General features: G+C 49.4%; 21 protein-coding genes and 1 other annotated feature. Of the genes, 14 read left to right on the top strand and 7 right to left on the bottom strand.

What is annotated here, in order from left to right; translation table 11 throughout:
* Window positions 1-114 precede the first annotated feature (114 nt).
* The 6 genes from U6B65_08440 (at window position 115) to U6B65_08415 (ending at window position 6,423) form a co-directional block, all read left to right on the top strand.
* Window positions 115-987, top strand: coding sequence for a hypothetical protein (locus U6B65_08440; protein WRS26381.1), 873 nt, complete (start codon window positions 115-117; stop codon window positions 985-987).
* A gap of 156 nt (window positions 988-1,143) precedes the next feature.
* The gene (locus U6B65_08435; GenBank protein WRS26380.1) at window positions 1,144-2,133 is read left to right on the top strand and encodes a guanosine polyphosphate pyrophosphohydrolase; all 990 of its coding nucleotides are present in this window, start codon (window positions 1,144-1,146) and stop codon (window positions 2,131-2,133) included.
* 324 nt (window positions 2,134-2,457) lie between these two features.
* Window positions 2,458-3,741: an MFS transporter gene (locus U6B65_08430; protein ID WRS26379.1), complete on the top strand. Its 1,284-nt coding sequence runs from the start codon at window positions 2,458-2,460 to the stop codon at window positions 3,739-3,741.
* 150 nt (window positions 3,742-3,891) lie between these two features.
* Window positions 3,892-4,242, top strand: a complete 351-nt coding sequence (locus tag U6B65_08425) for a DsrE family protein (protein WRS26378.1) — start codon at window positions 3,892-3,894, stop codon at window positions 4,240-4,242.
* A 396-nt stretch (window positions 4,243-4,638) separates the two neighbouring features.
* Window positions 4,639-5,148: a GNAT family N-acetyltransferase gene (locus tag U6B65_08420; protein ID WRS26377.1), complete on the top strand. Its 510-nt coding sequence runs from the start codon at window positions 4,639-4,641 to the stop codon at window positions 5,146-5,148.
* A gap of 96 nt (window positions 5,149-5,244) precedes the next feature.
* On the top strand, window positions 5,245-6,423 hold the full coding sequence (locus tag U6B65_08415) for a GGDEF domain-containing protein (protein ID WRS26376.1): 1,179 nt from the start codon (window positions 5,245-5,247) through the stop codon (window positions 6,421-6,423).
* 204 nt (window positions 6,424-6,627) lie between these two features.
* Here U6B65_08415 and U6B65_08410 read toward each other — a convergent pair whose 3' ends face one another.
* The gene (locus U6B65_08410) at window positions 6,628-7,620 is read right to left on the bottom strand and encodes a choloylglycine hydrolase family protein (GenBank protein ID WRS26375.1); all 993 of its coding nucleotides are present in this window, start codon (window positions 7,618-7,620) and stop codon (window positions 6,628-6,630) included.
* 334 nt (window positions 7,621-7,954) lie between these two features.
* Here U6B65_08410 and U6B65_08405 point away from each other — a divergent pair, with 334 nt between their 5' ends.
* From U6B65_08405 to U6B65_08395, 3 genes are all read left to right on the top strand, one after another.
* A complete protein-coding gene (locus tag U6B65_08405) occupies window positions 7,955-9,292 on the top strand; it encodes a DEAD/DEAH box helicase (protein WRS26374.1) in 1,338 nt (445 codons plus the stop codon).
* 192 nt (window positions 9,293-9,484) lie between these two features.
* A complete protein-coding gene (locus U6B65_08400; GenBank protein WRS26373.1) occupies window positions 9,485-10,252 on the top strand; it encodes a nucleoside phosphorylase in 768 nt (255 codons plus the stop codon).
* Window positions 10,253-10,733: 481 nt separating this feature from the next.
* Window positions 10,734-11,204, top strand: a complete 471-nt coding sequence (locus tag U6B65_08395) for a hypothetical protein (protein WRS26372.1) — start codon at window positions 10,734-10,736, stop codon at window positions 11,202-11,204.
* A 177-nt stretch (window positions 11,205-11,381) separates the two neighbouring features.
* On the opposite strand, the gene U6B65_08390 is transcribed toward U6B65_08395, so the two are convergent.
* Window positions 11,382-12,110 (bottom strand): hypothetical protein, encoded by a 729-nt coding sequence (locus U6B65_08390; GenBank protein ID WRS26371.1) that lies wholly within the window; start codon window positions 12,108-12,110, stop codon window positions 11,382-11,384.
* A gap of 123 nt (window positions 12,111-12,233) precedes the next feature.
* Window positions 12,234-12,488 (top strand) — a binding site (T-box leader).
* A gap of 173 nt (window positions 12,489-12,661) precedes the next feature.
* On the opposite strand from U6B65_08390, the gene U6B65_08385 reads away from it, so the two are divergent.
* From U6B65_08385 to U6B65_08370, 4 genes are all read left to right on the top strand, one after another.
* Window positions 12,662-14,338, top strand: a complete 1,677-nt coding sequence (locus tag U6B65_08385) for an AMP-binding protein (GenBank protein WRS26370.1) — start codon at window positions 12,662-12,664, stop codon at window positions 14,336-14,338.
* A gap of 179 nt (window positions 14,339-14,517) precedes the next feature.
* On the top strand, window positions 14,518-15,030 hold the full coding sequence (locus U6B65_08380; protein ID WRS26369.1) for an amidase domain-containing protein: 513 nt from the start codon (window positions 14,518-14,520) through the stop codon (window positions 15,028-15,030).
* A 544-nt stretch (window positions 15,031-15,574) separates the two neighbouring features.
* Window positions 15,575-16,093 (top strand): nitroreductase family protein, encoded by a 519-nt coding sequence (locus U6B65_08375; protein ID WRS26368.1) that lies wholly within the window; start codon window positions 15,575-15,577, stop codon window positions 16,091-16,093.
* A 211-nt stretch (window positions 16,094-16,304) separates the two neighbouring features.
* Window positions 16,305-17,495 carry a cation diffusion facilitator family transporter gene (locus U6B65_08370; GenBank protein ID WRS26367.1) on the top strand — a complete coding sequence of 397 codons (1,191 nt, stop codon included), beginning with the start codon at window positions 16,305-16,307 and terminating at the stop codon, window positions 17,493-17,495.
* A gap of 57 nt (window positions 17,496-17,552) precedes the next feature.
* Here the strand turns inward: U6B65_08370 and U6B65_08365 are convergent, their stop codons facing one another.
* Genes U6B65_08365 through U6B65_08355 form a run of 3 tightly spaced genes read right to left on the bottom strand, consistent with a single transcriptional unit; the run spans window position 17,553 to window position 22,616 of the window.
* Window positions 17,553-18,485 (bottom strand): hexose kinase, encoded by a 933-nt coding sequence (locus U6B65_08365; GenBank protein ID WRS26366.1) that lies wholly within the window; start codon window positions 18,483-18,485, stop codon window positions 17,553-17,555.
* Window positions 18,486-18,513: 28 nt separating this feature from the next.
* Entirely contained in the window at window positions 18,514-21,444 is a 2,931-nt protein-coding gene (locus U6B65_08360) for an SMC family ATPase (GenBank protein ID WRS26365.1), read from the bottom strand.
* On the bottom strand, window positions 21,441-22,616 hold the full coding sequence (locus U6B65_08355) for an exonuclease SbcCD subunit D (protein WRS26364.1): 1,176 nt from the start codon (window positions 22,614-22,616) through the stop codon (window positions 21,441-21,443). The genes U6B65_08360 and U6B65_08355 overlap by 4 nt, the downstream gene beginning before the upstream one ends.
* A gap of 209 nt (window positions 22,617-22,825) precedes the next feature.
* On the opposite strand from U6B65_08355, the gene U6B65_08350 reads away from it, so the two are divergent.
* A complete protein-coding gene (locus tag U6B65_08350; GenBank protein ID WRS26363.1) occupies window positions 22,826-23,962 on the top strand; it encodes a DegT/DnrJ/EryC1/StrS family aminotransferase in 1,137 nt (378 codons plus the stop codon).
* 147 nt (window positions 23,963-24,109) lie between these two features.
* Here the strand turns inward: U6B65_08350 and U6B65_08345 are convergent, their stop codons facing one another.
* Together U6B65_08345 and U6B65_08340 are read right to left on the bottom strand one after the other, a co-directional pair.
* Window positions 24,110-25,273 carry a sialidase family protein gene (locus tag U6B65_08345; GenBank protein ID WRS26362.1) on the bottom strand — a complete coding sequence of 388 codons (1,164 nt, stop codon included), beginning with the start codon at window positions 25,271-25,273 and terminating at the stop codon, window positions 24,110-24,112.
* A gap of 41 nt (window positions 25,274-25,314) precedes the next feature.
* Entirely contained in the window at window positions 25,315-26,070 is a 756-nt protein-coding gene (locus U6B65_08340) for an SDR family NAD(P)-dependent oxidoreductase (protein ID WRS26361.1), read from the bottom strand.
* Window positions 26,071-26,080: the final 10 nt, after the last annotated feature.

Raw genomic sequence — 26,080 nt, 5'->3', positions numbered from 1 at the left:
ACAACATTTGATCGGACTACTTATTCAATAAAACCCCAAGAGAAATACCTAATGCAGAAAGTTTATGCGTTGGATTTTTTACAAAGGGGCCATACATTGATAGGGAGGAAGGCAATGGGAATATTTGATGGTATCAATTTTGGTGCTCTACCCGTAGAATTTAAAGAAGACAGTGTAAGGGAAGAAGTTATTACCCCACTTTTAAAATGTTTGGGATATTCAAGCTTTGATACAGAGAATCGCATTATCCGAAGTCCCCGTTTAGAGCATCCTTTCGTACACTTTGGAACAAGACGCATGAAAATTGACCTGATTCCAGATTATCTGATTCAGGTTAATAAAGTAAATGCTTTTATTGTAGAAGCAAAATCTCCGTTAGAAAGTATATTGACAGGTAAAAATGTTGAACAGGCATATAGTTATGCAATTCATAGCAAAGTGCAAGTAAGACGTTTTGTTTTGTGCAATGGGAGAGAGATAAGTATTTTTGATGTCGATAAGATAGAACCCTTGCTATATTTTAAACTAGAAATCGCCAATGAAAAAAATTGGGGGGATCTATTTGAATTATTAAGCCCAGTAGCATTTACTAATCCTCATATATTTAATTACAAGCTTGATTATGGGATATGGTGCATTGAAAATGGGATAGAGCAAGACCTGCTCCAATGCTTTTATAACTGCTATATTACTAACGTGGTTAAATTGGACGAAAATACATTTACTTTTATGTCAGCCTTACAAAGGGGAGTTGAGCTGTTGGCTTCCTTTGACTTCGATATTTCATTACTTCAAGGCTTTATGCAACAGATACCTGGTTTTTTAAAGGAAACAGTACAAAACTCTTTAAGCATGTATCCATTCAAATACTCAGCAGAAGATAGTGGCGAATCTTTTTCATTAAATTTTGAGGCTGTATTATCAGAATATGTAATCCCAAACAGTATGGAGCATTACTTACCGTTAAAGGTGAAACGATTTCTATAAGTGCCGGTTGAATCTAATGCTTCCGCCAAGGCCAAACCGCGCGTTTGGGGAATCCCTATCACGGCATCAACACATATAGAAACAGTGGTATTCCTCGCCAAGATGTCAGAAAGGAAACTGCATCTCTGAAAGCATAAACGGATGCGGAAAATGAGAATGAAAAAATTGAATGATTATTTATACTCTGGCGATACTGTTCTTAAAATCTTGCAGAGATACAGTGAGGATTTGAAACAATCCTCGAAAGAAACCAACAATCAGATTGATCTTGTGCACTGCAATTTTTTGCTTCAAATTGCGGAACTCTTGCAGCATAACGAATTTCTGACTTCTCAGTCTCAGCGGATTCGGGAATTCTATAAACATATGGCAAATGAATATCCCTTTCTTGCCTTTACTTTTAAGGGCCGCATTAAATCGCTGATCCGTGCGGAAGCCAAATTTAACGGATACATTGTGGAATATATTTACGAGTATTATGTTAAACACGGCGATTACCCTTCTCTTCCCGAATTGAAAAACTATTTGAATTGTTTCCGGGATCTGATCGCATATAGAATCGTGATTTCACTTCCCAAGTGTCATTTGAAGGAAGATGAGATTTGCGCAGAGGAAGAGAATAAATATCTATATGATGTTGCCAACCAGCTGCTTGGTTTTATGGAGGAACGTGGATTTACCGCGGAAATCGCCTCCTTTAAGGGTCAGAGAAGATCGCCTTTGCTCAAAGAGAATATAAGCCCTTATTACAAAGATTATGTTGTCAATCCCGAGCCTAGCGGCTATCGTTCCCTGCACATAACTTTTTATGATAACATTGCACGCTGCTATGTGGAGGTACAGCTTCGGACAAAAGAGATGGATGATTTTGCTGAAATCGGCCCTGCTAATCATTTGGGTTATGAAAAACGGCAGGAAAGTGAAAGAGCGAAACGAAATGCAATTCCCAAAGGAGAAAATATTTATTTTGATGATTCTTATGAAAGAGGCATCCTGCTGCAGCAGCTTGAATTATCAAAATTGGATGTAAACATGTTCTCGGCGATGAACAACTCGCTTATTAACGATGGCTGCGGCTTATACCGGGGAAGACTGATTCTTCCTTACGAGCATCTTTCCAGATTTCAAAATGATCTTGTTGATTGATTATTTGTGAAGTCACTCAGACTCTATAGATCAATATTCAATGTGGCGGAAAAGCTGTTTGCGCAAAAAAATTTGGTGGCACAAGCACCAATGAGTTTTTAGAAGCTGCCGAAATTCCATGGGGAACACGGTATCGCCATTTTAAATCCAAAGAGGATGTTATGGATGCGTTGATTGAGCGGCACAGCAGCCGTCTTTTAAAGGCAGCGAAATGATGCATCAAAAGGTGCAAAGAACCATTTCATATAGAGTGCCTGTTGGGTGTAGAAAGGGGTGCCTTTTCATCGGCGTCACAAATGTTTGAGAGTGAATCGGAGGGGCACCATGTCTAATACTTCAAAGCCTTTTGGAAAGTTTCTGCTTCTTTGGTCCGGTGAGCTTGTTTCAGCTGTGGGAGGCGGGCTCACGTCTTTTGGGCTGGGTGTTTATGTTTATCAGCAGTCGGGAATGGCCTCTCAGGTATCAATGGTTATGTTGCTGGCTTTTCTGCCTTCTCTCCTGCTCAGCGCGCCTGCAGGGGTATTGGCCGACCGCTATGACCGCAGGCTCCTTATGATATTGGGAGACAGCCTTTCAGCCATCGGGCCGCTGCTTATCCTGTTTTTTGTTTGGGATGGGGTGGCATCGTTTTGGCAGATTTGTGTAGGCGTGACCATCAGCTCTGTATTTTCATCATTGCTGGAGCCTGCTTACCGGGCAACTGTAACAGATTTGCTGACAGAAGAGCAGTATACAAAAGCCAGCGGTCTGGTTCAAATAGCGGGTTCTGCAAAGTATTTGATTTCACCTGTTATGGCAGGGCTTCTGCTGGCGGTATCGGATATACGGCTGCTGCTTATTCTGGATATCTGCACTTTTTTTGTAACCGTTGCAGCAACGCTGGCTGTCCGTAAGGGATTAACCGCCAAACCGCAAATAGAAGATGCTTCTTTTACAGTCAGCTTTCAGGATGGATGGAAAGCCGTCGCGCAAAACAAGGGTGTGTTAACGCTGGTTTTGGTTGGCTCTGTTATAACCCTATGTCTCGGCTTTATTCAGACACTCGCTTCTCCTATGATTCTGAGCTTTTCCGACAGCGGCGCGTTGGGTTCAATACAGTCTCTGGCGGCTATGGGGATGCTGGCCTCCAGTGTTTTGCTCGGTATCTTTTCGGTTAAAAAGGGCTATGTAAAAATCCTATGCGGCTCGCTGTTTGGCGCAGGCATTTTTATGGCATTGTTTGGCTTGCGGGAAAATGTTATGATGATCACCTTGGCAGGGTTTCTGTTTTTTTCTATGCTGCCATTTGCTAACATGAGCCTTGATTATCTGCTGCGCACCAACATTGACAATGAATTTCAAGGACGTGCATGGGGGCTGGTGGGGCTCATTTCCCAGATGGGTTATGTGGTTGCCTATAGCCTTTCGGGCCTGCTCGCCGATTATTTCTTTACACCATTGCTGCTGGAAGGAGGAAGACTCTCGGGTAATCTGGGTAAGCTGCTGGGAACAGGGGCAGGCAGAGGATCGGGCCTTCTCATCCTGTTAGCGGGGGTTTTGCTGTGCATTGCTTCCATTTTTCTGTACCGCTTTAAATCCATTCAAAGGCTGGAAAAAGAAGCCGGCTAATGTTCAGGTGAATCATCTGCCGGCGCAGTGTGCCGTTGTTGAAAAGTAAAGCGAATTGATCAACCATTAAGGTTATTTTCTTGCTGCAATAAAGCCGGAATTATGATACTGTAATCAAGAGAACAAAATATAAAATAAGGGTCTGAACAAATGGATGCTAAAGTGATTTTTCATATAGACGAGTTTGCTAAGTGGAACCTGCTTCTGAACAACGTTCAAAATTTATTGGGTTCCTATGAGGGTGCGCCCTTCGGTGTATCCATAGAGGTTTTGGCTAATTCGGAAGCCGTTAAAGGCTATGCAAACAGCGGCGGCTTGATGGATACAAGCAAGCTGGAAGCTTTATCACAAAAAGGTGTTGGCTTTGTTGCGTGCAAGAATGCATTGCTTGGAATGAAGCTTTCGGCAGAGCAGATTTTCCCCTTTGTCAAAGTGGTGCCTGTGGGGGTGAGGGAGTTAATCGATAGGCAAAATGAAGGATATGCGTATATCAAGCCTTAAATCCTCAGCCGGGATGCATTCTGTATTCTGCAATACGAGAAAAGACGGCCGGTTGTGTGAATAAGCTGTAGCTATCCCGATTTTCCCTTTCTGTTCCTATGGTGTTACACAAATCTGCATCAAAATCAATTCGACTTCGGAAAATTCCGAATCAGAACCATACCCTCTTAAATTCAAACTGGTTATATCTACAGTCTGAGACAGACAGGCAGGCATAAAGCCGGCCTGTCTGTCTACAGTTGTATATTCTAAGTTGGAAAACACACATCCAAATGTCTTTAGCTGGGCACAAACGCCTTGGGGAATATGGATTACACCAGACATATATGTTGAGTTTTAGGTACCGGAACGTGTATAATAGCCTTAGAACATTTTTGTGTCAGGAGAATATGTATAATGAAAGTGAGTTTAAAATCCATTCAGACAAAACAGGATGTAGCCGAGCTGCTGCCCCTGCTGCAAAAAATCTGGCGTGAGGTATTCCCACCCATTATCGGAGCGGAACAGACCGAATACATGCTGTGCCATTACCAATCGCCGGACAATATTATGCATGAGATTACAGATGGGGCACAGTATTTTCTTATTGAGGCGGATGGAGAGCGTGTGGGCTATACTGCTTATGAAATACGGGCCGATCACCTGTTTATCAGCAAAATATATCTGCTGAACAGCCAGAGGGGCAAAGGGCTTTCGTCAGGGCTGTTTGATTGGCTGGAAAATGAGGCACGCAAGGCGGGGAAAAACCGCCTGCATCTGCATGTAAACCGAAAGAATCAACAGGCAATCGCTGTGTATCAGCATAAGGGCTTTGCCGTGGTTGATTCGGTTGATCATGATATTGGCAATGGTTATGTGATGGATGATTTCTACATGGAAAAGCCGCTGATTCAACCCGCACAATAAATTGGAGACACCTGGGTTTATGCTTTATAGTTGTATAGGAAAACCACGGCGTGGTTTTATAAAATTTTTTAATTTATTATCGGCACAGGTGGAAAGATGTCAGAAGACCAAATGAATCAATTCCAAGTCAGCCAGATACAGCAGGAATACGATAAAATTGATAACCATTGGCTCAACCTGCACTATATCATTTCAGTGGCCGCAGTTGTGCTTGCTTTTGCTTTGGAGTGGATTATCAGTATTTTTGTTATGAGCTCCGATATGCGTACCTCCAGTGTGCCGGTCTATCTGCTGAAATATATAGCGGCTCCCAGCGGAACCAACTTTTTTCTTCTTTTGGTGGGTACAGCGGTGATTCGCAGCCGAAAACTTTCTCGAACGTTCAAAATGTACGCTGTCTCCATCATGTTCACATTGATTTGCTTTGTTTTGTTCACGGCCCACAGCATCTTTGTTGCCACCTACTACATTTTTTCCGGTGCGGTTATTCTGACCACTGTATACGCCAGCTATTGGGTTACCTTTTGCACCGCTTTTTTAAGCACCCTGCTGCTGATTGTTTCGGAGGCTTTTATTGTCTGGGATGTAGATAAGGAGACTATTTTCAACAGTTCCCTGCGCTTTGCCAATTTTCTGGTTGCGCTTTCTATTCTCGTGGCACTTACAGGTATATCCATGGTGGTGGTTCGGTATGAGCGCAAGAAAAACACCGTCAGCATCCGCATTGAAAGGGAACGGCTGATCTTACAGCAAAGCCTGCAGTTGGACGAGCTGACCGGTATATTCAACCGTAAAGCGCTGCTTGATATGCTGCGGGATATGGATGTAAAAAGAACTATGGAAAGATGCATTTTTTCTATGGTTGATATTGATAAATTCAAAAACATCAACGATACCTTGGGGCATCAGGCAGGTGACCAATGCCTTAGCGGTTTTGCGCAGGTGCTCAGCCAACAATGTGAAGATGCCATCCCTTTTCGATATGGCGGGGATGAATTTTGCCTTTTATTTCCTCAAACCGATATGGCGCAGGCTGTGCGGATCTGCCAAGGCATTCAGGAAAAGCTGGAAGAGCAGTATGTGATTACAGATCCGGATTTAAAGCTGACCGCCAGCTTTGGCTTGGCTGAGTACTATAAGGGAATGAAGCTAGCGGAGCTGTTTATCCGGGCGGATCAGGCTTTGTATCAGGCCAAGGCCCAGCGGGGAAGCATACGGGTTTATGTTGGAGAGGGCGAATTTTCCGGCCCACACCAAGTATCTTCTCAGTACTGATAAGGGATTGGCAAATCGGTGCAGGTCTTTTCCCGAAAATGGCAGCCCTGCATTGCACCTGTGAATTGAAAACAATTTCATAACTGCAATTTAAGCTGTGGTTGTTTACTTTAGCGTGTGGAAAAGTCTGAATTTTTATGCTATGATATTATATTGTGCATATATCCTGCCTTTTGAGCGAAAAATCAGGGGGACCGCGCCTGTTTACATCTGCTCAAAAGAAACGGGCTGAGCCAGACTACCCAGATCGATGAGGCTGCCCGAGGCGGCATTGTCTGCATGAAAATGGGCTTTTCGGATTTGTGGGTTTTCATAGGTGTTGAAATAGTATTCCCCGGTGCTGGCGTTGAGGCTGGCGGTATACCGTGTATAGTCATCGGTGCCCCGGGCTGTAACCACAGCACCTTTCGGAATGGATACGCTTTTTAGGATCTGAAAGCAGGAAAGAACAGCTTTTTCACCATTTCCCGGTTGGGGGATATGGGTTTTCAGATAAGCTGTGCGCACAAAACGCTGGGGCGAGGTGTATCCTCCCGGCAATGTGTCGGTTCCTCCGCCCTGCCCAAAAGGGGTAAGCTGCACACTGCCCCAGAAGGCCTCCTCCGTTTGCCGGGGCGAGGCTTCCGTATAATTTCGAAGATTGGTCATATGCCATGGGAAATCGGGGCTGTTGGCCAAAACGCCAATGGGATTGTTGTATGCCAAGAGCCGATCTCCCGCAGGCTCAAGAATCACACATCGACCGGTTCGGTCGGTGGCGATCCAGTGTAAAGGCGCCACCGTTTGGGTTACCGGGTCGGGCATACCCACAATTTGAACGCTGCCAAGCTGGCTGATCAGTTCTTCCACCGAAGAACAGCTTCCCAGTATGTAATGCAGGAAGTCATAAGAGGCAACAGGAATGGCGGAGGAATTGGAACCGGCGGTGGCATATTGGGCGTATCCTGCAAAATACAGGGATGCCGCTGCAAAGCCTTTTTCATTTACACCATCAAAAAAGCCCAGAAGGCTCCCCAACTGCTGGCCAATGCCCATAAAGCTGTAACGATCTCGATTGTAGCGGCCGTTGGGGGCATTGTTCCAGACAAAATTTCTGGGAACAGCATAAAGATGGGGCTGAATATCGTAAGAAAAATCCATTGTTCTTGCAAAAACATTTTCTCCCCCTGCCGATTGCAGGGTAATTGCAGTACACATAACAGCATGCCTCCTAAAAGTTGAAATAATCCCATTCTAGTTTATGTTGCAGTGGCCGGAATGGTTTTCAGGTGGCAATGAAAAGCTCACTTTAAGAGGCGAAACCGGCTGGTGCACCGCAAGAAGAAGAGCAGCAAGCGGTGGGTGTTCGGTTCGAAATTTAAAACAATTCAACCGGTGAGCTATTATTCGTTTGAGCCGCCGTATGGAAGCTGAAAAAAACGAAAAAATAAATTAATAAGAAAAAATTGCCTGGATGTGCGAGACCCGCGGGAAGCTTGGAGAGGGTCCGAAGCAGATATCCGGCTCTTTTATACACAAGACAGGAGAAACTATGGAATTTAGTGAACTGAATATTATACCGCCTATCCTTCGTGCTTTAACCAAGGAGGGCTATAAAAACCCCACACCTATACAGGAGCAGGCGATTCCCCCCGTGCTGGAGCGCCGCGATTTGCTGGGCTGTGCCCAGACCGGTACCGGAAAAACCGCAGCTTTTGCCGTGCCCATTCTTCAGCTGCTGTATGAGAAGGGCAAAAGACCGGAGGGCAGACGCCCCATCCGTGCCCTTGTGCTGACCCCGACCCGTGAGCTGGCACTGCAAATTCAGGAAAGCTTTTCGGCTTACGGCCGCCAGACCGGCCTGCGCAGCTGCGTGGTATTCGGCGGTGTTTCCCAAAAGCCGCAGGAGGAAAACCTGCGCCGGGGCGTGGATGTGCTGGTGGCAACCCCCGGCCGATTGATGGATTTGATGAATCAAAAGCTGGTGAATCTTGCCAAGGTGGAAATATTTGTGCTGGATGAAGCCGACCGTATGCTGGATATGGGCTTTATCCACGATGTGAAAAAGATTATTTCCTATCTCCCCCCCAAGCGGCAGACCCTTTTGTTTTCCGCAACCATGCCTCCCGAAATTCAGCATTTGGTGGATACCTTGCTCCAGAACCCGGTCAAGGTGGAAATTACCCCTGCCGCCACCACGGTGGATACCATTTCCCAGCGGGTGTATTTTGTGGATAAAATCAACAAGCGCGCTCTTTTGCAGAGCCTGCTTGCAGACAAATCCATCCGCACCGCTCTGGTGTTTACCCGCACCAAGCACGGAGCCGATCGTGTGGCACGGGATTTGAGCCGGGCCAACATTACATCTGCTGCCATTCATGGGGATAAATCCCAGGGTGCCCGGCAGCTGGCGCTGACCAACTTTAAAAACGGCAAGCTGCGGGTGCTTGTGGCTACCGACATTGCCGCCCGGGGCATTGATATTGACCAGCTCTCCCATGTGATCAACTACGATCTGCCCAACATCCCCGAGACCTATGTCCACCGCATCGGCCGGACAGGCCGTGCAGGATTGAGCGGCATTGCTATTTCTTTCTGCGATGTTACCGAAAAGCCCTACCTCAAGGATATTCAGAAGCTGATCCGCAAGGATATCCCGGTGGTTGGAGCTCATCCCTTCCCCATGACAGTGATGGCCCCTCCGCCCAAGGAAGCGCAGGCCTCCCGTCCGCCCCGCCGGGAGCGGGCAGAGCAGGCACCTGCTATGCCACGCCCAGAGCGTTCAAGAAGAGGGAAAGGTGCTCCCGGAGCCGGAACAGGCAAGAGCAGCAGCCGCTTTAACCGCCCGCCCCGCCGCAAAAGCGCTCCCCGTAAGGAAAGAGAAGAGTAAAAGAAGCCGCCGTATCAATACGGCGGCTTCTGGCTGTAAATAATGCTATGCATGTCAAAGTATAAGTATACAACGCCTTCTCCGAAACCACATTCCATGCTACAATATGTTTGATAAGGGATGGAAACACAAGACAAATGGACCATATTGATATTTTTGCTGTAAGAGGATATAAGAAGGAGCGGTGTCGGCATGCAGAAAAAGGAGTTTCCCATTTTAGAATTTGATGGGGATAAGAATGCCTTAATTAGACCCTTTCACATTTTTCAACCTACGGATATTGCCGAAAGGTGTGTCCTTTGTAATTTTGGTGAAGCGATTGAAAAAATTCTTGAAGAGTATTCTCATAGGATAGTCACATACTTTGAAGCGGAATCTATCAAATTACCGATATACGAATTAGAGTATAAGGGTGAAAAGATAGTATTGCTTCAAGCATATGTCGGTGCGCCAGGAGCAGCGGTTCAAATCGAAGTATTGACAGCTTTAGGGTGCCGCAAATACATTGCTTGCGGCGGTTGTGGGGTTTTGCAGAAAGATATTGCTATCGGGCAGTTAATAATACCGACGGTAGCAGTTAGAGACGAAGGCACATCGTATCATTATGTCAAGCCCGCAAGACAGATTGCCGCCAACGAACGCGTTGTCCAAGTAATTGAGAATACTTTAGCTGAGCGCAACGTTTCCTACATAAAGGCAAAAACATGGACAACAGACGCGTTTTACAGGGAAACTCCCGCAAAAATCCGTCAGCGTATAAGCGAAAACTGTGTAACAGTAGATATGGAAGCCTCTGCGTATATAGCGGTTTCACAGTATAACGATGTAGATTTCGGGCAAATCTTTTATGCAGGCGATAGTTTAGCCCATGCCGAATGGGATAGTAGAGGTTGGGACAATCAAACCGATATCAGAGAATTTGTTTTAAGAATTGCGCTTGATGCGTGTATGTCAATTTAGCGCCATATCTTATAAGCAAACTGCAGGGCATGCCGTTGCCAAAGTTCCTGTTCTTTGAGACTTTCCGGGGTGACGCCGCTGCTATGCCTATATATTTGCAAAAAATGGGCGGCATAATGCCTGCCCATTCAATCACATATGTATCACCCACTTCCCGCAAGGCCCCGGAACCCCTGCAAATGAGCCGTTTGCCACGGTATCCGCCCTTTACAGCATACATCCGACAAATGAAACATTGTTAAACAATGTTAATGAATAGCAACCGGTCAAGGGACGGTGCGGAACCAATCCACACCGTCCCTTTTGTATAGATATGCAGTAGCATACGACTGGTTTGGATTTTTTGACAGTGAATACTAGTGCATAGATATTCACTGACTTTTCTATTGAAATTGAATGTGCTAAAATAAGTCTTAATAAAGATTGTTGGAATAAGGTCACGATGATAACTTATATAACCTAAAATGGAGGAAAGATTTCTATGGAATTAAGGAACGAACTACAACCACCAATAAGGAAAAAAGTAAATAAGAAGCAACTTGAACAATTAATTATGACTGTTGAAGACGCTTATGAGTTTAATCAGGATTATGCTGAATTTTTATTACAGATAAATGAACTTTTACCTCCATCTAAAAGTATTACTTTGTCGGAAATAAGAAGCTATTCAGGAGTATGTTCGCTTGATGAGTTTATTGATGACATTTTAACTATTTCCCCTAAACTTATTAAAGATATCACTAAGGAAGAGCTGTTTCATATAATAAATTTTATCATGGAAGACCCTTGTAATAAAGATATTCATTATTACATTAATTTGTTGGAAAAAAATTTCCCCAATGGAAATACATGGGACTTAATTTTTAATCCTGATGTTTTGGGATATGATTTGAAAAATTCTCCATCTGCTAAAGAAATAGCAGAATTAGTGTTTAGTAGTCAGCCTAGATAATAAACAGCGTATACTACATTAGCCTTCGGCGAACAAAGCTAACGAGCAATTACTTCAATAACAAGGGCGCGGGAAACTCCATCGCCCTTGTTATTGAATAGATATACAGCAGCATACAGCTTGGTTTAACTTTTTTTAACACTCTGAACCGCCGTATCAATACGGCGGCTTTTTAATTTATCCTTGGTCGGAAGCAAACTCATTCAGATCGTAGGTAACAGGTGGCAGAGTCGTAAAACTCTGTATTGGACCTCTTAGGGTAGAGGGGGGCCTTGCAGCATTTTGCTTTATATCAATCAGCACCTGAAAATCCAAGGGCTGGCCATCCAGCGTAAAGGCAATGCCTTTTTCATCCGCATACCGGGAAATAGCTGTCTCCAAGGCCGATATGTCATTTGCAAATTCATTTTCAAACAGAATTCGGCGTTTGGTTATAAATAGCATTTGGGAGTCGGTGTATTGCTCATATTCTTCCACTGTGACTCCCATGGCCTCGGCACATCTTTCCATCATGCTGAGTATTTGGTGCAGATGTTCAATTTCATTTTGATCTCCACGGGAAAGGGCTTTCTCATATTCTTCGCGTACCGAAGCATATGGAAATTGCGTTTGTGTTGGGATATTCTCCGGCACCGTTATTTTATATTCGTCAAACATCAGCTCAAGAACATATTGGGTGGCTAAGGAATTTGAAATTTGAGTTCTCTCTGTCTGTTGGGTGCCAAATTCCTGATGCATAAAATGTGACAGGCTATAGATGGATTCCACAGTTTGAGAATCGATGCTGCAAATGTATTCTGGTTTAGTGGGGTGCTTTTTATCGGGAAAAGCAAGCTGTGTGAGCAGTAACACGGCAGCAATCAAACAAACGCTTATCGCAACGATACAGACAGCTTTTCTGTTCACAACAGGCCCCTCCTCTTGCTTTTTGTTCATTATACTAAAAAACAGCGGTTGGGTAAACAATTTTGTGCAAAAACAGGTTGACAAAACTGGATAGGAACGCTATACTATAACATAATTTAATATTTTAATGCGTAGATGAGGAATAGTAGCTTGGTGCAGGTCTTTCAGAGAGCCGCGGTTGCTGAAAAGCGGCAGATGGGCAGCAGGTGAACTCACCTCGGAGCAGTCAACTGAATTTACAGTAGGTTTGAACGGAGTCCTTACCGATATAAAAGGAGCATGTTGGCGTGCGGGTGCACAAGACATGGCAGAGTGGATGCATTTTTAGAGGCATCAAAAGAAGTGGTACCGCGGAGGTTTTATGCTTTCGTCTTCTGATAAAACAGAAAGACGAGAGCTTTTTTATTGTCTTTTTGCTTTATCCTTTCGGCCAAAATATTAAATTCCATATACTCATATACTGCACTTCACCCCACTGCAAGAAAACGTGCATTGGCTCTGCTGCCATATGAGTATCCAACAAATTTATTTTTATTGGAGGATTTATAGCCATGGAACAGTTTTGGGAATGCACAGTAGGCCAGATGCTGGAGGATGTAGCGAAGAAATACCCCGATCGGGAAGCCATTAAATACATTGACCGCCCTTACCGCCGCACTTGGAAGGAATTCAACGAGGAATGCGACCGGGCCGCTAAGGGCTTTATGTCCATGGGCGTGAAAAAAGGTGATCATGTTGCCATTTGGGCCACCAATGTTCCCCAGTGGATGGTCACTCTTTTTGCAACGGCTAAAATTGGTGCCGTTCTGGTTACCGTTAACACCAACTATAAGGTGTTTGAGATGCAGTACCTCATGAAGCAGTCGGATGCCAAGGTGTTGGTTATGACCCGGGGCTTCAAGGATGTGGATTATCCCGCAACCATCTATAAGATGTGCCCGGAGCTGAAGAATTCCCAGCCCGGCAGCTTTTCCAGTGAGGAATATCCTTTCTTTAAAAATGCCGTTTATGTCGGTGACGATGCCTGCCCCTCTGGCATGACCCCGTGGGATGGCCTGATGGAAATGGGCAGCGGTGTTTCGGATGCGGAGCTGGAGGCGGTCAAGGCCGATCTGGACTGCCACGATGTCATTAACATGCAGTATACCTCCGGCACCACCGGATTCCCCAAGGGGGTTATGCTCACACACTACAACATCATCAACAATGGCAAATCCATCGGTGACTGCATGAAGTTCACCGAGGAGGATAAGCTGTGCATCCCGGTGCCGCTGTTCCACTGCTTTGGCCTTGTGCTGGCGGTTATGGCCTCGGTGACCCACTCCACCTCTATGGTGCCGCTGGAATACTATAACCCTGTCAAGCTGATGCAGGCCTGTCAGAATGAGGAATGCACCGCTGTTCACGGCGTTCCCACCATGTTTATCGCTGTGTTTGAGCATCCTGATTTCAGCAAATACCGCTTCCCTAAGCTGCGCACCGGCATTATGGCCGGTTCTCCCTGCCCGGCCAAGGCCATGCAGATGGTCATTGAGAAAATGGGCATGAAGGACATTACCATTGTGTTCGGCCAGACCGAATCTTCCCCCGGCTGCACCCAGACCACTGTGGATGATCCCGTTGAGCTGCGGGTGCACACCGTAGGCCGTAACCTGCCCGGTGTGGAATGCAAAATTGTTGACCCCGAAACCGGCGAAGAGGTGGGGGTGGATACCCCCGGTGAATTCTGCGCCAGAGGCTACAACATCATGAAGGGCTACTACAAAATGCCCGAAGCCACCGCACAGGCCATTGATTCCGAGGGCTGGCTCCACACCGGCGATCTGGCTACAGTGGATGAAAACGGCTACTATAAAATCACCGGCCGCATTAAGGATATGATTATCCGGGGCGGCGAGAATATTTATCCCAAGGAGCTGGAAGAGCTGCTCTATATCCACAAAAAGGTGCAGGATGTGCAGGTAATCGGCATTCCCAGCAAGGTTTACGGCGAAGAGGTTGTGGCCTGCATCGTGCTGCGGCATTTTGTCACCGAATGCACACAGGCTGAAATTCAGGAGTTCGTCCGGGAAAATATGGCCCGCCACAAGGTTCCCAGCCATGTGCTGTTTATCCAAGAACTGCCTATGACCGCCAGCGGCAAAATCCAGAAATACAAGCTGCGGGATTATGCAGCCAAGGAATTGGGTCTGGATGAAGAGGATGACAAGGATAAAAAAGTCGGATAGACTGTATCCGCCTAAAAGTGCCGGGGCCTTGAAGAAAAGGCTCCGGCACTTTTACGTCTGCATAAGCTCAGCCTCTCAACATTCTCTGTGAACCTTTTTCGTCTTTTTTCCATAAACTAAAGGATAAAGCGGTTTGAGTGACACAAAACCGAAGAAAAAAGGGAAAGGCGGAGTAGAATATGAGCAGGCCCTTGGGTTCGAGAGAAATACCCTATAACCGGGAAAAGGCAGTGGCTTATGCCCACAAATGGGCGCTGGGGCGCAACCCCGCCTATTATAATTTTACGGGCCTAGGGGGAGACTGCGCCAATTTTGCCTCTCAGTGCCTGCATGCGGGGGGCGGCGTGATGAACTATAAGCCCCTGTTCGGGTGGTATTACAATTCCCCCAGCGACCGAACACCTTCTTGGTCTGGGGTGAAGTATCTTTACAATTTTCTCACCAGCAACATCGGCCCCGGCCCTTTTGCCGTGGAAACCGATATTACCGCCATGGAGCCGGGGGATATCATTCAGCTGGCGGTTTATCGGGAGGATTTTCACCATACCCTTGTTGTGGTGGAAACCGGCTCGGTGCCCGATTATCAAAATACCCTGATCGCCTGCCACTCCTACGACAGCGATTACCGCCCGTTGGATACCTACAGCATTCGGACTATCCGCTTCTTACATATTGAAGGCTATCGGGGCTGATAGACAGACTATACGGATATTGCAGGCTTTGGGGTGTGGTTCATTGCGTCAGCGTGTGCATTTGTGGTATACTATTTACAATAGTAGGCAGTATACCACCTTATTGCGCAGGGCTATGATACCATTGACTGGGTTCATGGCATCATAACTCCAAGAAGTTGGCCTGCCGCCAGAGAAGGCTTTTTTCTTTGCATACTTTCTTTTTCAGCCAAAAAGAAAGTATGTGCCTGTGCGACAACAGCACGACCGCAGCTTAGGGATTTACACACTGCTTTGTTTAGGCTCTGGGGGGTACCAAGGGGGAGCGCCCCCTTGGCGATTCTTTGCATCCTTTCTCATCGTGGAGAAAGGATGTGCCAGCCGCACGGCATGAGTGCGGGAGTTGAAAATATCGGCTTTATTAAACCGCAGGAGATGCGTTATGGTATAACGAAGCACATAAAGCGCTATTGGATGCTCTCAATGGCATAATAAAGGGATTTTAGGCTGTAAAGCCAAACGCTTTTACAGCGCAAATGTGGATAAAAAACAGGAGGACTGCAAAGTGGATTTTCTACAGCTTGCAAAAACCAGATACGCCGCCCGCCAATATCAGGATAGGCCGGTAGAGCAGGAAAAGCTGGATATTATTTTAGAGGCTGGCCGTGTAGCACCCACAGCCTGCAACAACCAGCCCCAGCGGGTTTTGGTGGTGCGTACACCCGAGGGTATGGAAAAACTGAGCAAGGGCTACAAAACCTTTGGGGCTCCTGTTGCCCTCATTGTGTGCGCCAATCACGAGGAATCATGGCGCCGCTCCTACGATGGTTTGGATTCCGCTCAGATTGATGCCTCTATCGTCACCGATCACATGTGCTTGTGCGCCGCCGATCAGGGGATAGGCAGTGTGTGGGTCTGCGCCTTTAACCCCACTGTGATTCGGGAGGAATTCGCGATCCCGCAGGAGTGGGAGCCGGTGAACATTCTGCTTCTTGGCTATGCGGACGGTAAGGTTCGCCTGCCCGATCGCCACGATCAATTCCGTAAGCCCCTTACTGAAACCGTGTTCTACGATCACTTCTAATCAATACAATTTGTATATTTTATAGGCTCGTATTCCGACTGTAAATAGAATGAGCCTTGTTTATTCTTTTTTCTTCTTCCGGAACCGACAGGATGTACTTTTCAGGAAAACCTGTAATAATGGGAATTGTTTATTTACTATCTGTATAAAATATTAGGTATACTCTATTTAGTTGAATCTACTGAGAGGCTTGTAGTTGGGAGGTTTGAACATGACTGATTTCTTGATCCGACTGCTGGTGAAAAACCCTTCCCAAACTGAGAATCCCGCAGTCCGGGAGGGCTATGCCCGCTTGGCGGGGGTGGTGGGAATCGTTTCCAATCTCCTGCTGTTTGCGGCAAAAATGGTGATTGGAACCCTTGCCGGCAGTATCGCCATCACGGCGGATGCTGTCAACAATCTTTCCGACTGTGGCTCATCGGTGATTACGCTGGTGGGCTTTCGCCTTTCCCGTATGCCGGCGGATGAGGAGCACCCCTACGGCCATGCCCGCATAGAGTATCTCAGTGGGCTGGCGGTGGCTATGATCGTGATGGTCATCGGTTTGGATTTCCTTAAATCCTCCTTCCAGAAAATACTGGCACCCCAGCCGGTTGCTTTTTCATGGGTGACAGCAGGGGTCTTGGCTCTATCCATCCTTATTAAGCTTTGGCAGGGCCGTTTCAACAGGCAGGTGGGCAGGCGCATTGGCTCCACGGCGCTCATTGCTACAGCCGCTGACAGCATGAATGATGTCTACACCACGCTGGCGGTTCTAGTCAGCGCTTTAGTAGCCTATTTCACCGGGCTTGAGCTGGATGGGTATGTGGGTGCGGCGGTGGCGCTCTTTATTTTGTGGTCAGGCGTGGGGCTGATTCGCCAGACGCTGGACCCTCTCCTTGGGATGGCGCCCGATCACAAGCTGGTGCAGTCTATTGAAGGAAAAATCCTCAGCTACCCTTCGGTGCTGGGGGTGCACGATCTGGTGGTGCACAACTATGGCCCCACCCAAAGCTATGCCTCGGCTCATGTGGAGATGCCGGCCAGTCAGGATATCCTGATCAGCCACGATATTGTAGACAGCATCGAGCGGGATGTGGCCTGCGAACTGGCCATTGATTTGGTGATCCACATGGACCCCATTGTGGTGGATGACCCGGAAACCAACCAAATGCGGGAAAAGCTGCGGGAGATTGTGGCCCGAGTGGATTCAGCCCTTTCCATGCATGATTTTCGCATGGTCAAGGGAACCAGCCACTCCAACCTGATATTTGATATTACAGTGCCGCCAAAATATAAAATGACCAACAACCAGCTGCGCCAGAAGATTTCGCAGGAGGTGCGGGAGCTGGGGGGACAATATTTCTGTGTCATTACGCTGGATCGAAGCTATACCATCTCCACACAGAGGGATGAAGAATAGCAGGCGCAAAAAAACACCTCGCTGATGCGGGGTGTTTTTTTATCCTCGAAAGCAAGGCTAAATCGCTTTTAGCCGAATTTTTTCGGTGAGCTGTTTCACCTGCTCCTTTTCCACAAACCCCACCTTGCTGTAGGTGGCGTTGCAGACACCGCAGGCCATGGCCAGACGCAGGCAATCCTCCGGGGCAAGGCCACGGGAAACGCCCACAGCAAAACCGGCCACTGTGGAATCCCCACTGCCGATGGTGGAAACTGTCTCCACTGGGGGAATTTCGGCCAGCAGGGCCCGGCTTTCCTCCACCAGCAGGCCGCCCTCACCGCCCATGGAGATGAGCACCTGACCGATTCCCTGCTCACGGGCTCTCTGACCCAGCTTTACCATTTCAGCCAGATTCGGCTTGCCGCTCAGGCCGAACAGAAAGTTCAGCTCATTGGCGTTGGGCTTGGCAAAGCGGTAGTTTCCCGGCAAAGCGCCGGAAAGATACTGGGCGGAGGTATCCAGAAAACACTCAGCCTTTTTGCGGGCGCAAATTTCACTGACTGTTTTGTATACATCCTCCGGCATCCCAGCCACAGCAGAGCCGGAGCAAATCACCACATCCCCGGGCTGGGTATCCTGTTCCAGTTCCGCAAAGAACCGGGCCAGCTCCTGGGGGGAGACCGCCGGGCCGGGCTCAGTAATTTCGGTTTCCCGGTTGTTTTTCCGATCCATAATGTTGATGGTGACCCGGCATTCGCCCTCCAGAGAGATGGTGCGCAGCTGAACATCCAGCTGTTCCATCTCCCGGGCGATAAGCTGGCCGCCTAAGCCGCCTAAAAAGCCGTAGAGTGCACAGGGCTCCCCAAGAAGAGAAACCACCCGGGCAATGTTCACACCCTTGCCGCCGGGGTATGCCAAGGGAGCAATGCCCTTGTGGAGCTTTCCGGCTATAAAATCATCGATGTAATACATCCGGTCGATAACCGGGTTGAGACAGATGGAACGAATCATAGGGGAGCCTCCTCTAAAATATGTTCAGTCATGGAATATCCAGGTGGGTATGGCTGCTGCCGCCGCTTCGGAGCACCCGCAGCTTGGCCGGAATATAGCTTTGCAGCTCGGGCACATGGGAGATGATTCCCACCATGCGGCCCTCTTGCCGCAGTGAGAGCAGGGTATCCAGAGCGGATTCCAAGGATTTTGCATCCAGTGTGCCAAAGCCCTCGTCAATAAACATCGTATCAATGGAAACGCCGCCGGAATACATCTGCACCACATCTGAAAGGCCCAGTGCCAGCGACAAAGCCGCCTTAAAACCCTCGCCGCCCGAAAGGGTGCTCACCGCCCGGCGGGTGCCGGTGTAGCTATCCAAAATTTCCATATCCAAGCCTGCGGTGCGGCTCTTGGAGCCATCCTCCTGCCGCCGCAGAGTATAGCGGGAATCGGTCATGCGCCCCAGATGCAGATTGGCCACCTGTAAGATATCATCCAGATAAGCGGCCAGAATATACCGCTCAAAAGAAATATTAGGTGCCTTTTGCCCAGTGGCAAGCCCGGCCAGCTCGCTGAGAGTGCCATAGGTTTTTTCCAGCTCCCGGGTATGGGCAAAGCATGCTTCCAGCTCTTTTACATGGCGGCGTGTGCCCAGCAGGAACACCGATAAGGTGGCCTGCTCTTTTTTTAGTGCATCCAGCATACCTGCGGTTTGAGCGACTTCCTGCTCAAGGGCTTCCAGATCAAAGGGCTTTCGATCACCAACCTCCCCGGCCAAAGCCTCTTGACGGGCCTTAACGCTCTGAAAGCGGGTCTGTTCGGCCTCCACCTGAGCCCGAAGCCCGGCAATTTCGCCCAGCCGCCCGATATAGCTTTCGTAATCCTTATAGCCCCCAAAGCCGGAGCCCTTGAGCTGGCCAATAAATTCACTGCGCAGGCGCTGAAACTGCTCCTCCAGCCGGGTCTGATGGGCTTGGGCGGATTCCAGACGCACACCGGCCTGCTCCACGGCAGATTTGGCTTGTCCGCAGCGGGCTTCATAGTCAGCAATCTGCCCGGTCAGGCGGCTGTGTTCCGCTTTGGTTTGTTCTATACGCTGGCTAAGGGCTGCGGGGTCTGCGGCTTCGGGCGGCAGCTGCTGGCGCTGGTGGGCAAGCTGTTCCTCCAACGACTTTGTTTGTTGACTGGCTTGGGCTAGTTCCATTCGAGCCTTTTGCAGGCTTTCGCTGATTGCCGCCGGAGCCAGTGTTGTTTTAAAATTCGAAAGACCAGCCTGCTCCTGCTCCAAGGCGGTTGCCTGATGGGAAAGGCCCTGCGTAAAGCTGGCCAGTGTCTTTCCCAGAGAGGCGTTATCCCATTGATCTGGTTGATCCGGCCAGTTGAGGGCGGCGGCGAGGGTATCTCGCTTGGTACGGAGCTGCCCGAGAGTTTCCAGAGACTGTTCCCGATTGGCCTTGGCCTGCTCCACCGCGTTTTCGCTGGGGAGATTTTCCGCTGGAACGGCGGGGTTGGGGTGATCCACAGAGCCGCAAACGGGGCAGGGTGAGCCCTCTTTCAGCTCCCCGGCTATGAGGGCGGCCTGTCCATCCAGAAATAGGCGGTTGGCCTCCAAATAGGCGGCGTTTGCGGATTGGTAGGCGGCTTGCTGCCCCTCAAACTCCCCCATACAATGGCTGAGAGCTTGGCCAAGGCCCAGCTGATGCTGTAAAACCGCTCTTTCCTGTTCCAGCTCAGCCCATCGGAAAGAGCCTTCCAAGGAGGCGAGCTGTTTTTTCAGGGAATCCTCTTGGGCGATATTTTGGCGAAGGCGCTGTGCAAGGGTTTCTACCTCCTGCGCCGCTTTGCCCATCGCTTCCAGCCGCTGGATCAGCAGCAGGGATTGTTCCTGCTGTTTGCGCAGGGAGGGCAATTCCCGAAGCATAGAATCGGTTTCGCCAAGGCGCTTTTCCAGCTGTTCTGCCTCAAGGGTGAGAGCTGTGACTGTCTCTGCGGCCTCCTTGGCACTGCTTTGGGTGGAGCGTATAATCTTCTCCCGGGCAAACAGGGAATCGGCCCCAGTCAGCCTTTCCAGCAGTGAGCGCCGGGCCTCTCGGGCAGGTGCTTCCTCTTCCAGTTGTGTTAACTGGGCAGTTAGAAGCGAAAGCCGCTCCAACTGCTGATTTAAGGCTCGGGCTTCCTCCGGGTTCAGGCGGCTGCGGTGTAGCTCCAGCCGGACTATTTCCTTTTCATTGCTTTGATAGAGCGTTTCCTTAGCCCTAATTGCTTGATAAACCTGTTCTAAAACAGCGGCGGAATCGGAAAAAGGGGTTTCCTGCGGGGAGATTCCGTCATGCCCCAGCTCCACCAAGGCTTGGGCGGCCTGCACCACAGCATCACGGTTTTCCCGGAGCTTGGCGGAAAGAGCGCTTTCCTGACGGCTGAGAACCTGTGCAAGCCGGTTGTAGGCGGCGGTGCCGAAAATTTGGGAGAAAATCTCCTGTTTTTGGGTGCTGTTGGCTTCGATCAGGCGGCGAAACTCCCCCTGCGCCAGCATGGTGGTTTGCTTAAACTGCTGGTAATCCAGCCCCAAAAGCTCCTCTAGCTTGGTGTTAACCTTGGAGGCGCCGGTGAGGATACTGCCATCCGGCAGGGTCAGTTCTGCTTTTTCTCCCAGCTCCTTGGGGGAGCCATCCCGCTTGCGTCCGGTTTGCAGGGGAGAGCGCCAAATCCGGTAGGTTTGGCCGTGAAGAGAAAAGGTTAGGTCAACATAGCAGAGGGTATCCTCCGGCGCATGATGGCTTTTGAGGGTATAAGTTTTGCGATTCTGGCTGCTGGCGGCGCCGTAAAGGGCAAAGGAAACCGCATCAAACAGCGAGGTTTTGCCTGCCCCGGTATCCCCGGTGATGAGGAACACACTGCCATCCAGACGGGTGAAATCCACTATCTCCACCCCGGCAAAGGGGCCGAAGGCACACAGCTCCAATCGTGTGGGCTTCATAGGCTTTCCTCCTCTGCGGGGTTCTCGGTCTGGGCAATGGCCGCCTGCAAAAGCTCCCTCTGGTCCGGGGTTAGCTCCTTATCCCGCACTTCGCTGTAAAAGCGGGAAAAAAGCTCCTCCATAGATTGCTTGGCCACCACCTTTTGAGCACTGAAGGAAGGGGAGCCCTGCTGCTGGGTGAGGGTGACAAACCGAAGGCCCAACAAATGGGGGAACAGAACCCGCAGCTTTTCCATAGGGTAGGGAACAAGCTGGGGGTCGGTGATCTCGGCAAAAACATAATCCTCAAAGGAGCCGGTGTGAAAATCCCGGCGGAGAAGTTCTTCCAGACTGCCACGGATGGTGCGGACATTGCGCAGCCGGGGTGGGGTGAGAAAGCTGAGCTTGACCTGCCCGGCGGCATCCAACTCCACCAAGGTGCAGGATTTTTTCTGGTGCTCCTCTGAAACGGAATAAGGCAAAGGGGAGCCGCTGTAGCGCAGATGCTCGCCGCCTGCCCGCTGGGGAGCATGCAGATGCCCAAAGGCCCCGTAATGATACGAGCGAAAGCGGCCCCCATCCACAATATCCACACCGCCCACATGAATTTCCGATTCGCTGGTGAGCAGCTCCCGGCCTTCCTCCCCCAACGCCCCGAACAATCCATGGGCCACCAACACATGGCGATGACCCGGCTGGGGCTGATTTGCAGGCTGCTCCAGCATCACTTCGTAGGCCTGATCAAAGGTGCGGGCTTTTGCCTCGGGGAAAAAGCTGCGAACAGCGGCAGGCTCCAAATAGGGCAGCAGATGAAACACCACCGGGCCGTGCCGGTCGGTTAAGGTGATTTTTTTAACGGCAGGGCGGCCCTGCCCCGCCATATAATAGCCACTGGATTCATAGAGGCGGCTGCCGAAATCCAACCGGCTGGGGCTGTCGTGGTTGCCGGAAATCGCCAGCACCGGAATTTTAAGGTCCCGCACAATGCGGGAAAGGGCAGTATCATAAAGCTCCACCGCCTCAGAAGGGGGGAGGGCACGGTCATAAATATCGCCGGCAATCACCAGCACTTCCACCTTTTCTTCCTTCAAAAGAGGGTATAGCCCCTCCAAGAAATAAGCCTGATCCTCCAGCAGGGAAAACTCATAAAGCCGTTTGCCCAAGTGCCAGTCGGAGGTATGTAAAAACCGCATGAGATCACCTCGTTTTCCTCGTGTAATACTGCTCAGCGAATCTATTGTAACTCTTTTCACAGCATTCGTCAAAAGAAAGAAATCGAAAAACCCGACAGGATTCCTGCCCACTCGGCAAGAATTTCGTGCCGCCTTCGACATCTTTTGGTTTAAACAAATAGTATAATTTGGCTATTCCATTAACGTCAAAATAAGGTAGGGTGAGGGTCATGGATTTTTATGATTACAAAATTCCATACAGCCGGATGAAGGCGCAGCTCCATCAGGCTCTGGATTCCATTGTGGAAAACGGCGATTTTATTCTTGGCGAAGAGGTGGCCCATATGGAAAGCCGCTTAGCGGAAAAAATAGGGACAGCCCACTGTGTCAGTGTTTCCAGCGGCTCGGCGGGGCTTATGCTGGCGCTGCTGGCCGCCGGTGTCAAGCCGGGGGATCGGGTGCTGTGCACCTCCTTCAGCTTTTTTGCCGTTGCCGAGGCCATCTCCTTTATTGGAGCCACCCCGGTGTTTGTGGATATTAACCCCAACACCCTGAATATGGACCCTTACTGCCTTGAAATGGTGCTTAAACGTCACTTCAGGCGGGAAGAACCCTTGCCCCGGGCGCTGGTTGCATCCGATTTGTTTGGCCTGCCTTGCAATCTGCGGGCTATGGAGGAAATTTGCAGCCGTTATGGCATCCAGCTGATTGAGGATATGGCCCAATCCTTTGGCGCCCGTATTGGGGAGCGCATGGCCGGGAGCTTTGGCCGGTTTGCGGTGACCTCATTTTACCCCAACAAGCCGCTGGGCACCTTCGGCGATGGCGGAGCCGTTTTCTGCCATACTGATGAGGATGCGGCCATGCTTTGTTCCCTGCGCAACCACGGCGCACAAAAGGGAACCCCTTATCACCTGCACATTGGCATTGGCGGGCGGTTGGATACCATTCAAGCCGCTGTGGTCAGCTGTAAGCTGGATTTCTTTGACGAAGAGTTTGAAAGCCGCCAAAAGCTGGCGGATTATTATAACCGACAGCTGGGCGGAAAAATAAAAACACAGTGGGTGGGTGCCGATTATACCAGCGGATGGGCCCAGTTCCCGGTGATACTGGAAAGCTGCGCACAGCGTGAAAAGCTGGTTACAGCCCTGCGGGAGGCGCAGATTCCCTGCCATGTGCCGTATCCTGTGCCGGTGCACCGCCAGCCGGCCTTCTGCGATTTGCCACGGGTCAGCCTTGTCAATGCGGAAGATATGTCCCGGCGGATTCTCTCACTGCCTATGCACCCCTACCTGACCAAAAAGGTGGTGGATTATATCTGCTCGGTGGTGCTGGATACAGTGGCGGCAACCAAAATTGCGGTATAAAACTCCATTGTATAAGCTGCACTCTGAATTCCTGCTTCAAAATAGCGTTACAGCTGTTTGAAGCAAATTGGCGATACAAATAAAGTATCCCCTGCCGTCTTTTCAGAGGCAGGGGATATTCAGTGTGGATAAATATTTTTTATTTGCTTAGTGGGTCTGGGCGGCGGTGGGGTTATAGAGACCCTCGGTTTCTCTCTTTTTGCCTGCTACATCCGCTTCGGTAAAGCTCATATACTTGATACCGATGCGATCATGATACGCAAATGCAAGATGGATTCTTTCATCGCTGCTCTGCATGATGAAGGGATATTCATACTGCCGGTTGTTGCTTCTGTTTTCGGGGCCTACAAAGCCTTCGCCCATATCCATCAGGCGGATCAAAGGCCAACTTAAGCCGCCATCCTCCGAAAGAGCAACGGCAACAGGACTGCGCAGACCGGGCCATACGGAAACGCCTTGCTCAACCTTATAAATGCTGCTGGTGGGGTTATAGGTAATCGCAATGCGGCCGCTTTTCAGCTTCACAGCGCTGATGCTGGCATTGTTGTTGGGCAGTGTGGTGGGCACCGGTGCACTCCAGGTTTCGCCCCAATCGGAGGATTCGCTGCGGTATATGAAATCTGCCATTCGAGTGCGCATAAAGGCCGCCAAACGGCCATTTTCCAGCTCCACAACATTGGCGTGAACACAGCCGGCGCTCTGAGGCATTTCCACCAGCCGCCATGTTTTACCTTGGTCATCAGAAAGCTGGAAGGCGGTATAGTCGCTGCCATTGCTGCTGTCGTCATCCAGGCAGAACCAATGGGTGAAAATCCATCTCCCGTTGGAAAGCACCTGAATGGGCTGGCGGCAGAAGGAACCCTCACGAGGGAACATTACATCAGGCTCTCCCCAGGTTTTACCGTTATCCAAGCTTCTTTGACGGCGGATAAAGGAGGTGAACTGCATATTGGGTTTGCCGGGTGTCCGTGCGATCTGTGCGGTATACATGACCCAGATCTCACCGGAGGGCAACAGAAACAAAGAAGGATTCTGTTCACTTCTGGTGTGATCGTGGGATACCTGAACAGGCTTTTCCCAGCGGTCTGCCCCTTTGGGGAGGCGGGCACACACGATGCTGATATCGGTGCTGCCCTCAAAGGAACCGGCGAACCAAGCGCACAGCATATCGCCATTGGGCAGTTCCAACAGAGCCGGGGCATGAGCAGTGCTGTAATGACCCGGTGTTACCAGTGCTTCTAGAGTACCCAAAAGCTCGTTTTCATAGACAACGCCGTCTGGTGTAATACCAGGTAGTTTTTTATAAGTCATTAAATGATACGTCCTTTCTCAGAAGCAATACTATAGAGGGCTTATTCCATCAGCTTTCCGCCGCTCAGGTTGAGGCTGACGCCTGTAACAAAGGCTGACAAATCCGATGCAAGATAAACCACCGCATTGGCCACATCCTCCGGCAAGCCGAGGCGGCCCAGCGGTATTTTAGAGAGAGCAGCCTTGCGGTATTCCTCTGACCATTGCTGGGTCATAAGGGATTCAATGGGGCCGCACTGCACAGCGTTGACGCGGATGTTGTGATTTGCAAACTCCAGTGCAAAATGCTTGGTCAGATACGTAACAGCAGCCTTGGTAGCACCGTAAGAGGGTGCAGCATTGGGGTGAGGGGTTTTGCCGTTGGCCGATGTGATGTTGACGATATTACCGCTGTTTTGCTTTACCATCAGCGGAAGCAGCGCACGGGACATATACAGCAAGCCGTTGAGGTTGATATCTATCACACGCTGCCAATCCTCCAGAGCCATATCCAATGTGCCCTTCCGGTCCATAATACCAGCGTTGTTGACCAACAAATCGATTCGGCCGAAGGCTTGCTCTGCCAGTGTGCGGGCTTGTTCACATACTTGAGGATTGCGGATGTCACCCACCAGAATCTCACACCGGCGGCCTGATGCGATGATTTCAGCCTGTACCTCTTTGGCATCGGCTTCGTTGACATCAAAGACAATAATATCCGAGCCTGCCTTGGCCAGAGTTACAGCAATGCTGCGGCCAATGCCACGGCCTGCCCCGGTAACCAGTGAAACTTTATCCTGCAACAATTGATCCAACATAAAAACTCTC

The organism is Oscillospiraceae bacterium MB08-C2-2, assembly GCA_035621215.1.
In the GTDB taxonomy this organism is placed as follows: Bacteria; Bacillota; Clostridia; order Oscillospirales; family Ruminococcaceae; genus WRAV01.
Note: the sequence above shows the minus strand (reverse complement) of the source record. Positions and strands in the feature narration are given on the sequence as shown.

Bases quoted from the DNA above. Each gene is read 5' to 3' on its own strand.
- U6B65_08440 (WRS26381.1), top strand. From the start codon at position 115: ATGGGAATATTTGATGGTATCAATTTTGGTGCTCTACCCGTAGAATTT.
- U6B65_08400 (WRS26373.1), top strand. From the start codon at position 9,485: ATGCAGAAAAAGGAGTTTCCCATTTTAGAATTTGATGGGGATAAGAAT.
- U6B65_08350 (WRS26363.1), top strand. From the start codon at position 22,826: ATGGATTTTTATGATTACAAAATTCCATACAGCCGGATGAAGGCGCAG.
- U6B65_08435 (WRS26380.1), top strand. From the start codon at position 1,144: ATGAAAAAATTGAATGATTATTTATACTCTGGCGATACTGTTCTTAAA.
- U6B65_08355 (WRS26364.1), bottom strand. From the start codon at position 22,616: ATGCGGTTTTTACATACCTCCGACTGGCACTTGGGCAAACGGCTTTAT.
- U6B65_08370 (WRS26367.1), top strand. From the start codon at position 16,305: ATGACTGATTTCTTGATCCGACTGCTGGTGAAAAACCCTTCCCAAACT.
- U6B65_08430 (WRS26379.1), top strand. From the start codon at position 2,458: ATGTCTAATACTTCAAAGCCTTTTGGAAAGTTTCTGCTTCTTTGGTCC.
- U6B65_08405 (WRS26374.1), top strand. From the start codon at position 7,955: ATGGAATTTAGTGAACTGAATATTATACCGCCTATCCTTCGTGCTTTA.
- U6B65_08380 (WRS26369.1), top strand. From the start codon at position 14,518: ATGAGCAGGCCCTTGGGTTCGAGAGAAATACCCTATAACCGGGAAAAG.
- U6B65_08395 (WRS26372.1), top strand. From the start codon at position 10,734: ATGGAATTAAGGAACGAACTACAACCACCAATAAGGAAAAAAGTAAAT.
- U6B65_08385 (WRS26370.1), top strand. From the start codon at position 12,662: ATGGAACAGTTTTGGGAATGCACAGTAGGCCAGATGCTGGAGGATGTA.
- U6B65_08340 (WRS26361.1), bottom strand. From the start codon at position 26,070: ATGTTGGATCAATTGTTGCAGGATAAAGTTTCACTGGTTACCGGGGCA.
- U6B65_08420 (WRS26377.1), top strand. From the start codon at position 4,639: ATGAAAGTGAGTTTAAAATCCATTCAGACAAAACAGGATGTAGCCGAG.
- U6B65_08415 (WRS26376.1), top strand. From the start codon at position 5,245: ATGTCAGAAGACCAAATGAATCAATTCCAAGTCAGCCAGATACAGCAG.
- U6B65_08345 (WRS26362.1), bottom strand. From the start codon at position 25,273: ATGACTTATAAAAAACTACCTGGTATTACACCAGACGGCGTTGTCTAT.
- U6B65_08410 (WRS26375.1), bottom strand. From the start codon at position 7,620: ATGTGTACTGCAATTACCCTGCAATCGGCAGGGGGAGAAAATGTTTTT.
- U6B65_08365 (WRS26366.1), bottom strand. From the start codon at position 18,485: ATGATTCGTTCCATCTGTCTCAACCCGGTTATCGACCGGATGTATTAC.
- U6B65_08425 (WRS26378.1), top strand. From the start codon at position 3,892: ATGGATGCTAAAGTGATTTTTCATATAGACGAGTTTGCTAAGTGGAAC.
- U6B65_08360 (WRS26365.1), bottom strand. From the start codon at position 21,444: ATGAAGCCCACACGATTGGAGCTGTGTGCCTTCGGCCCCTTTGCCGGG.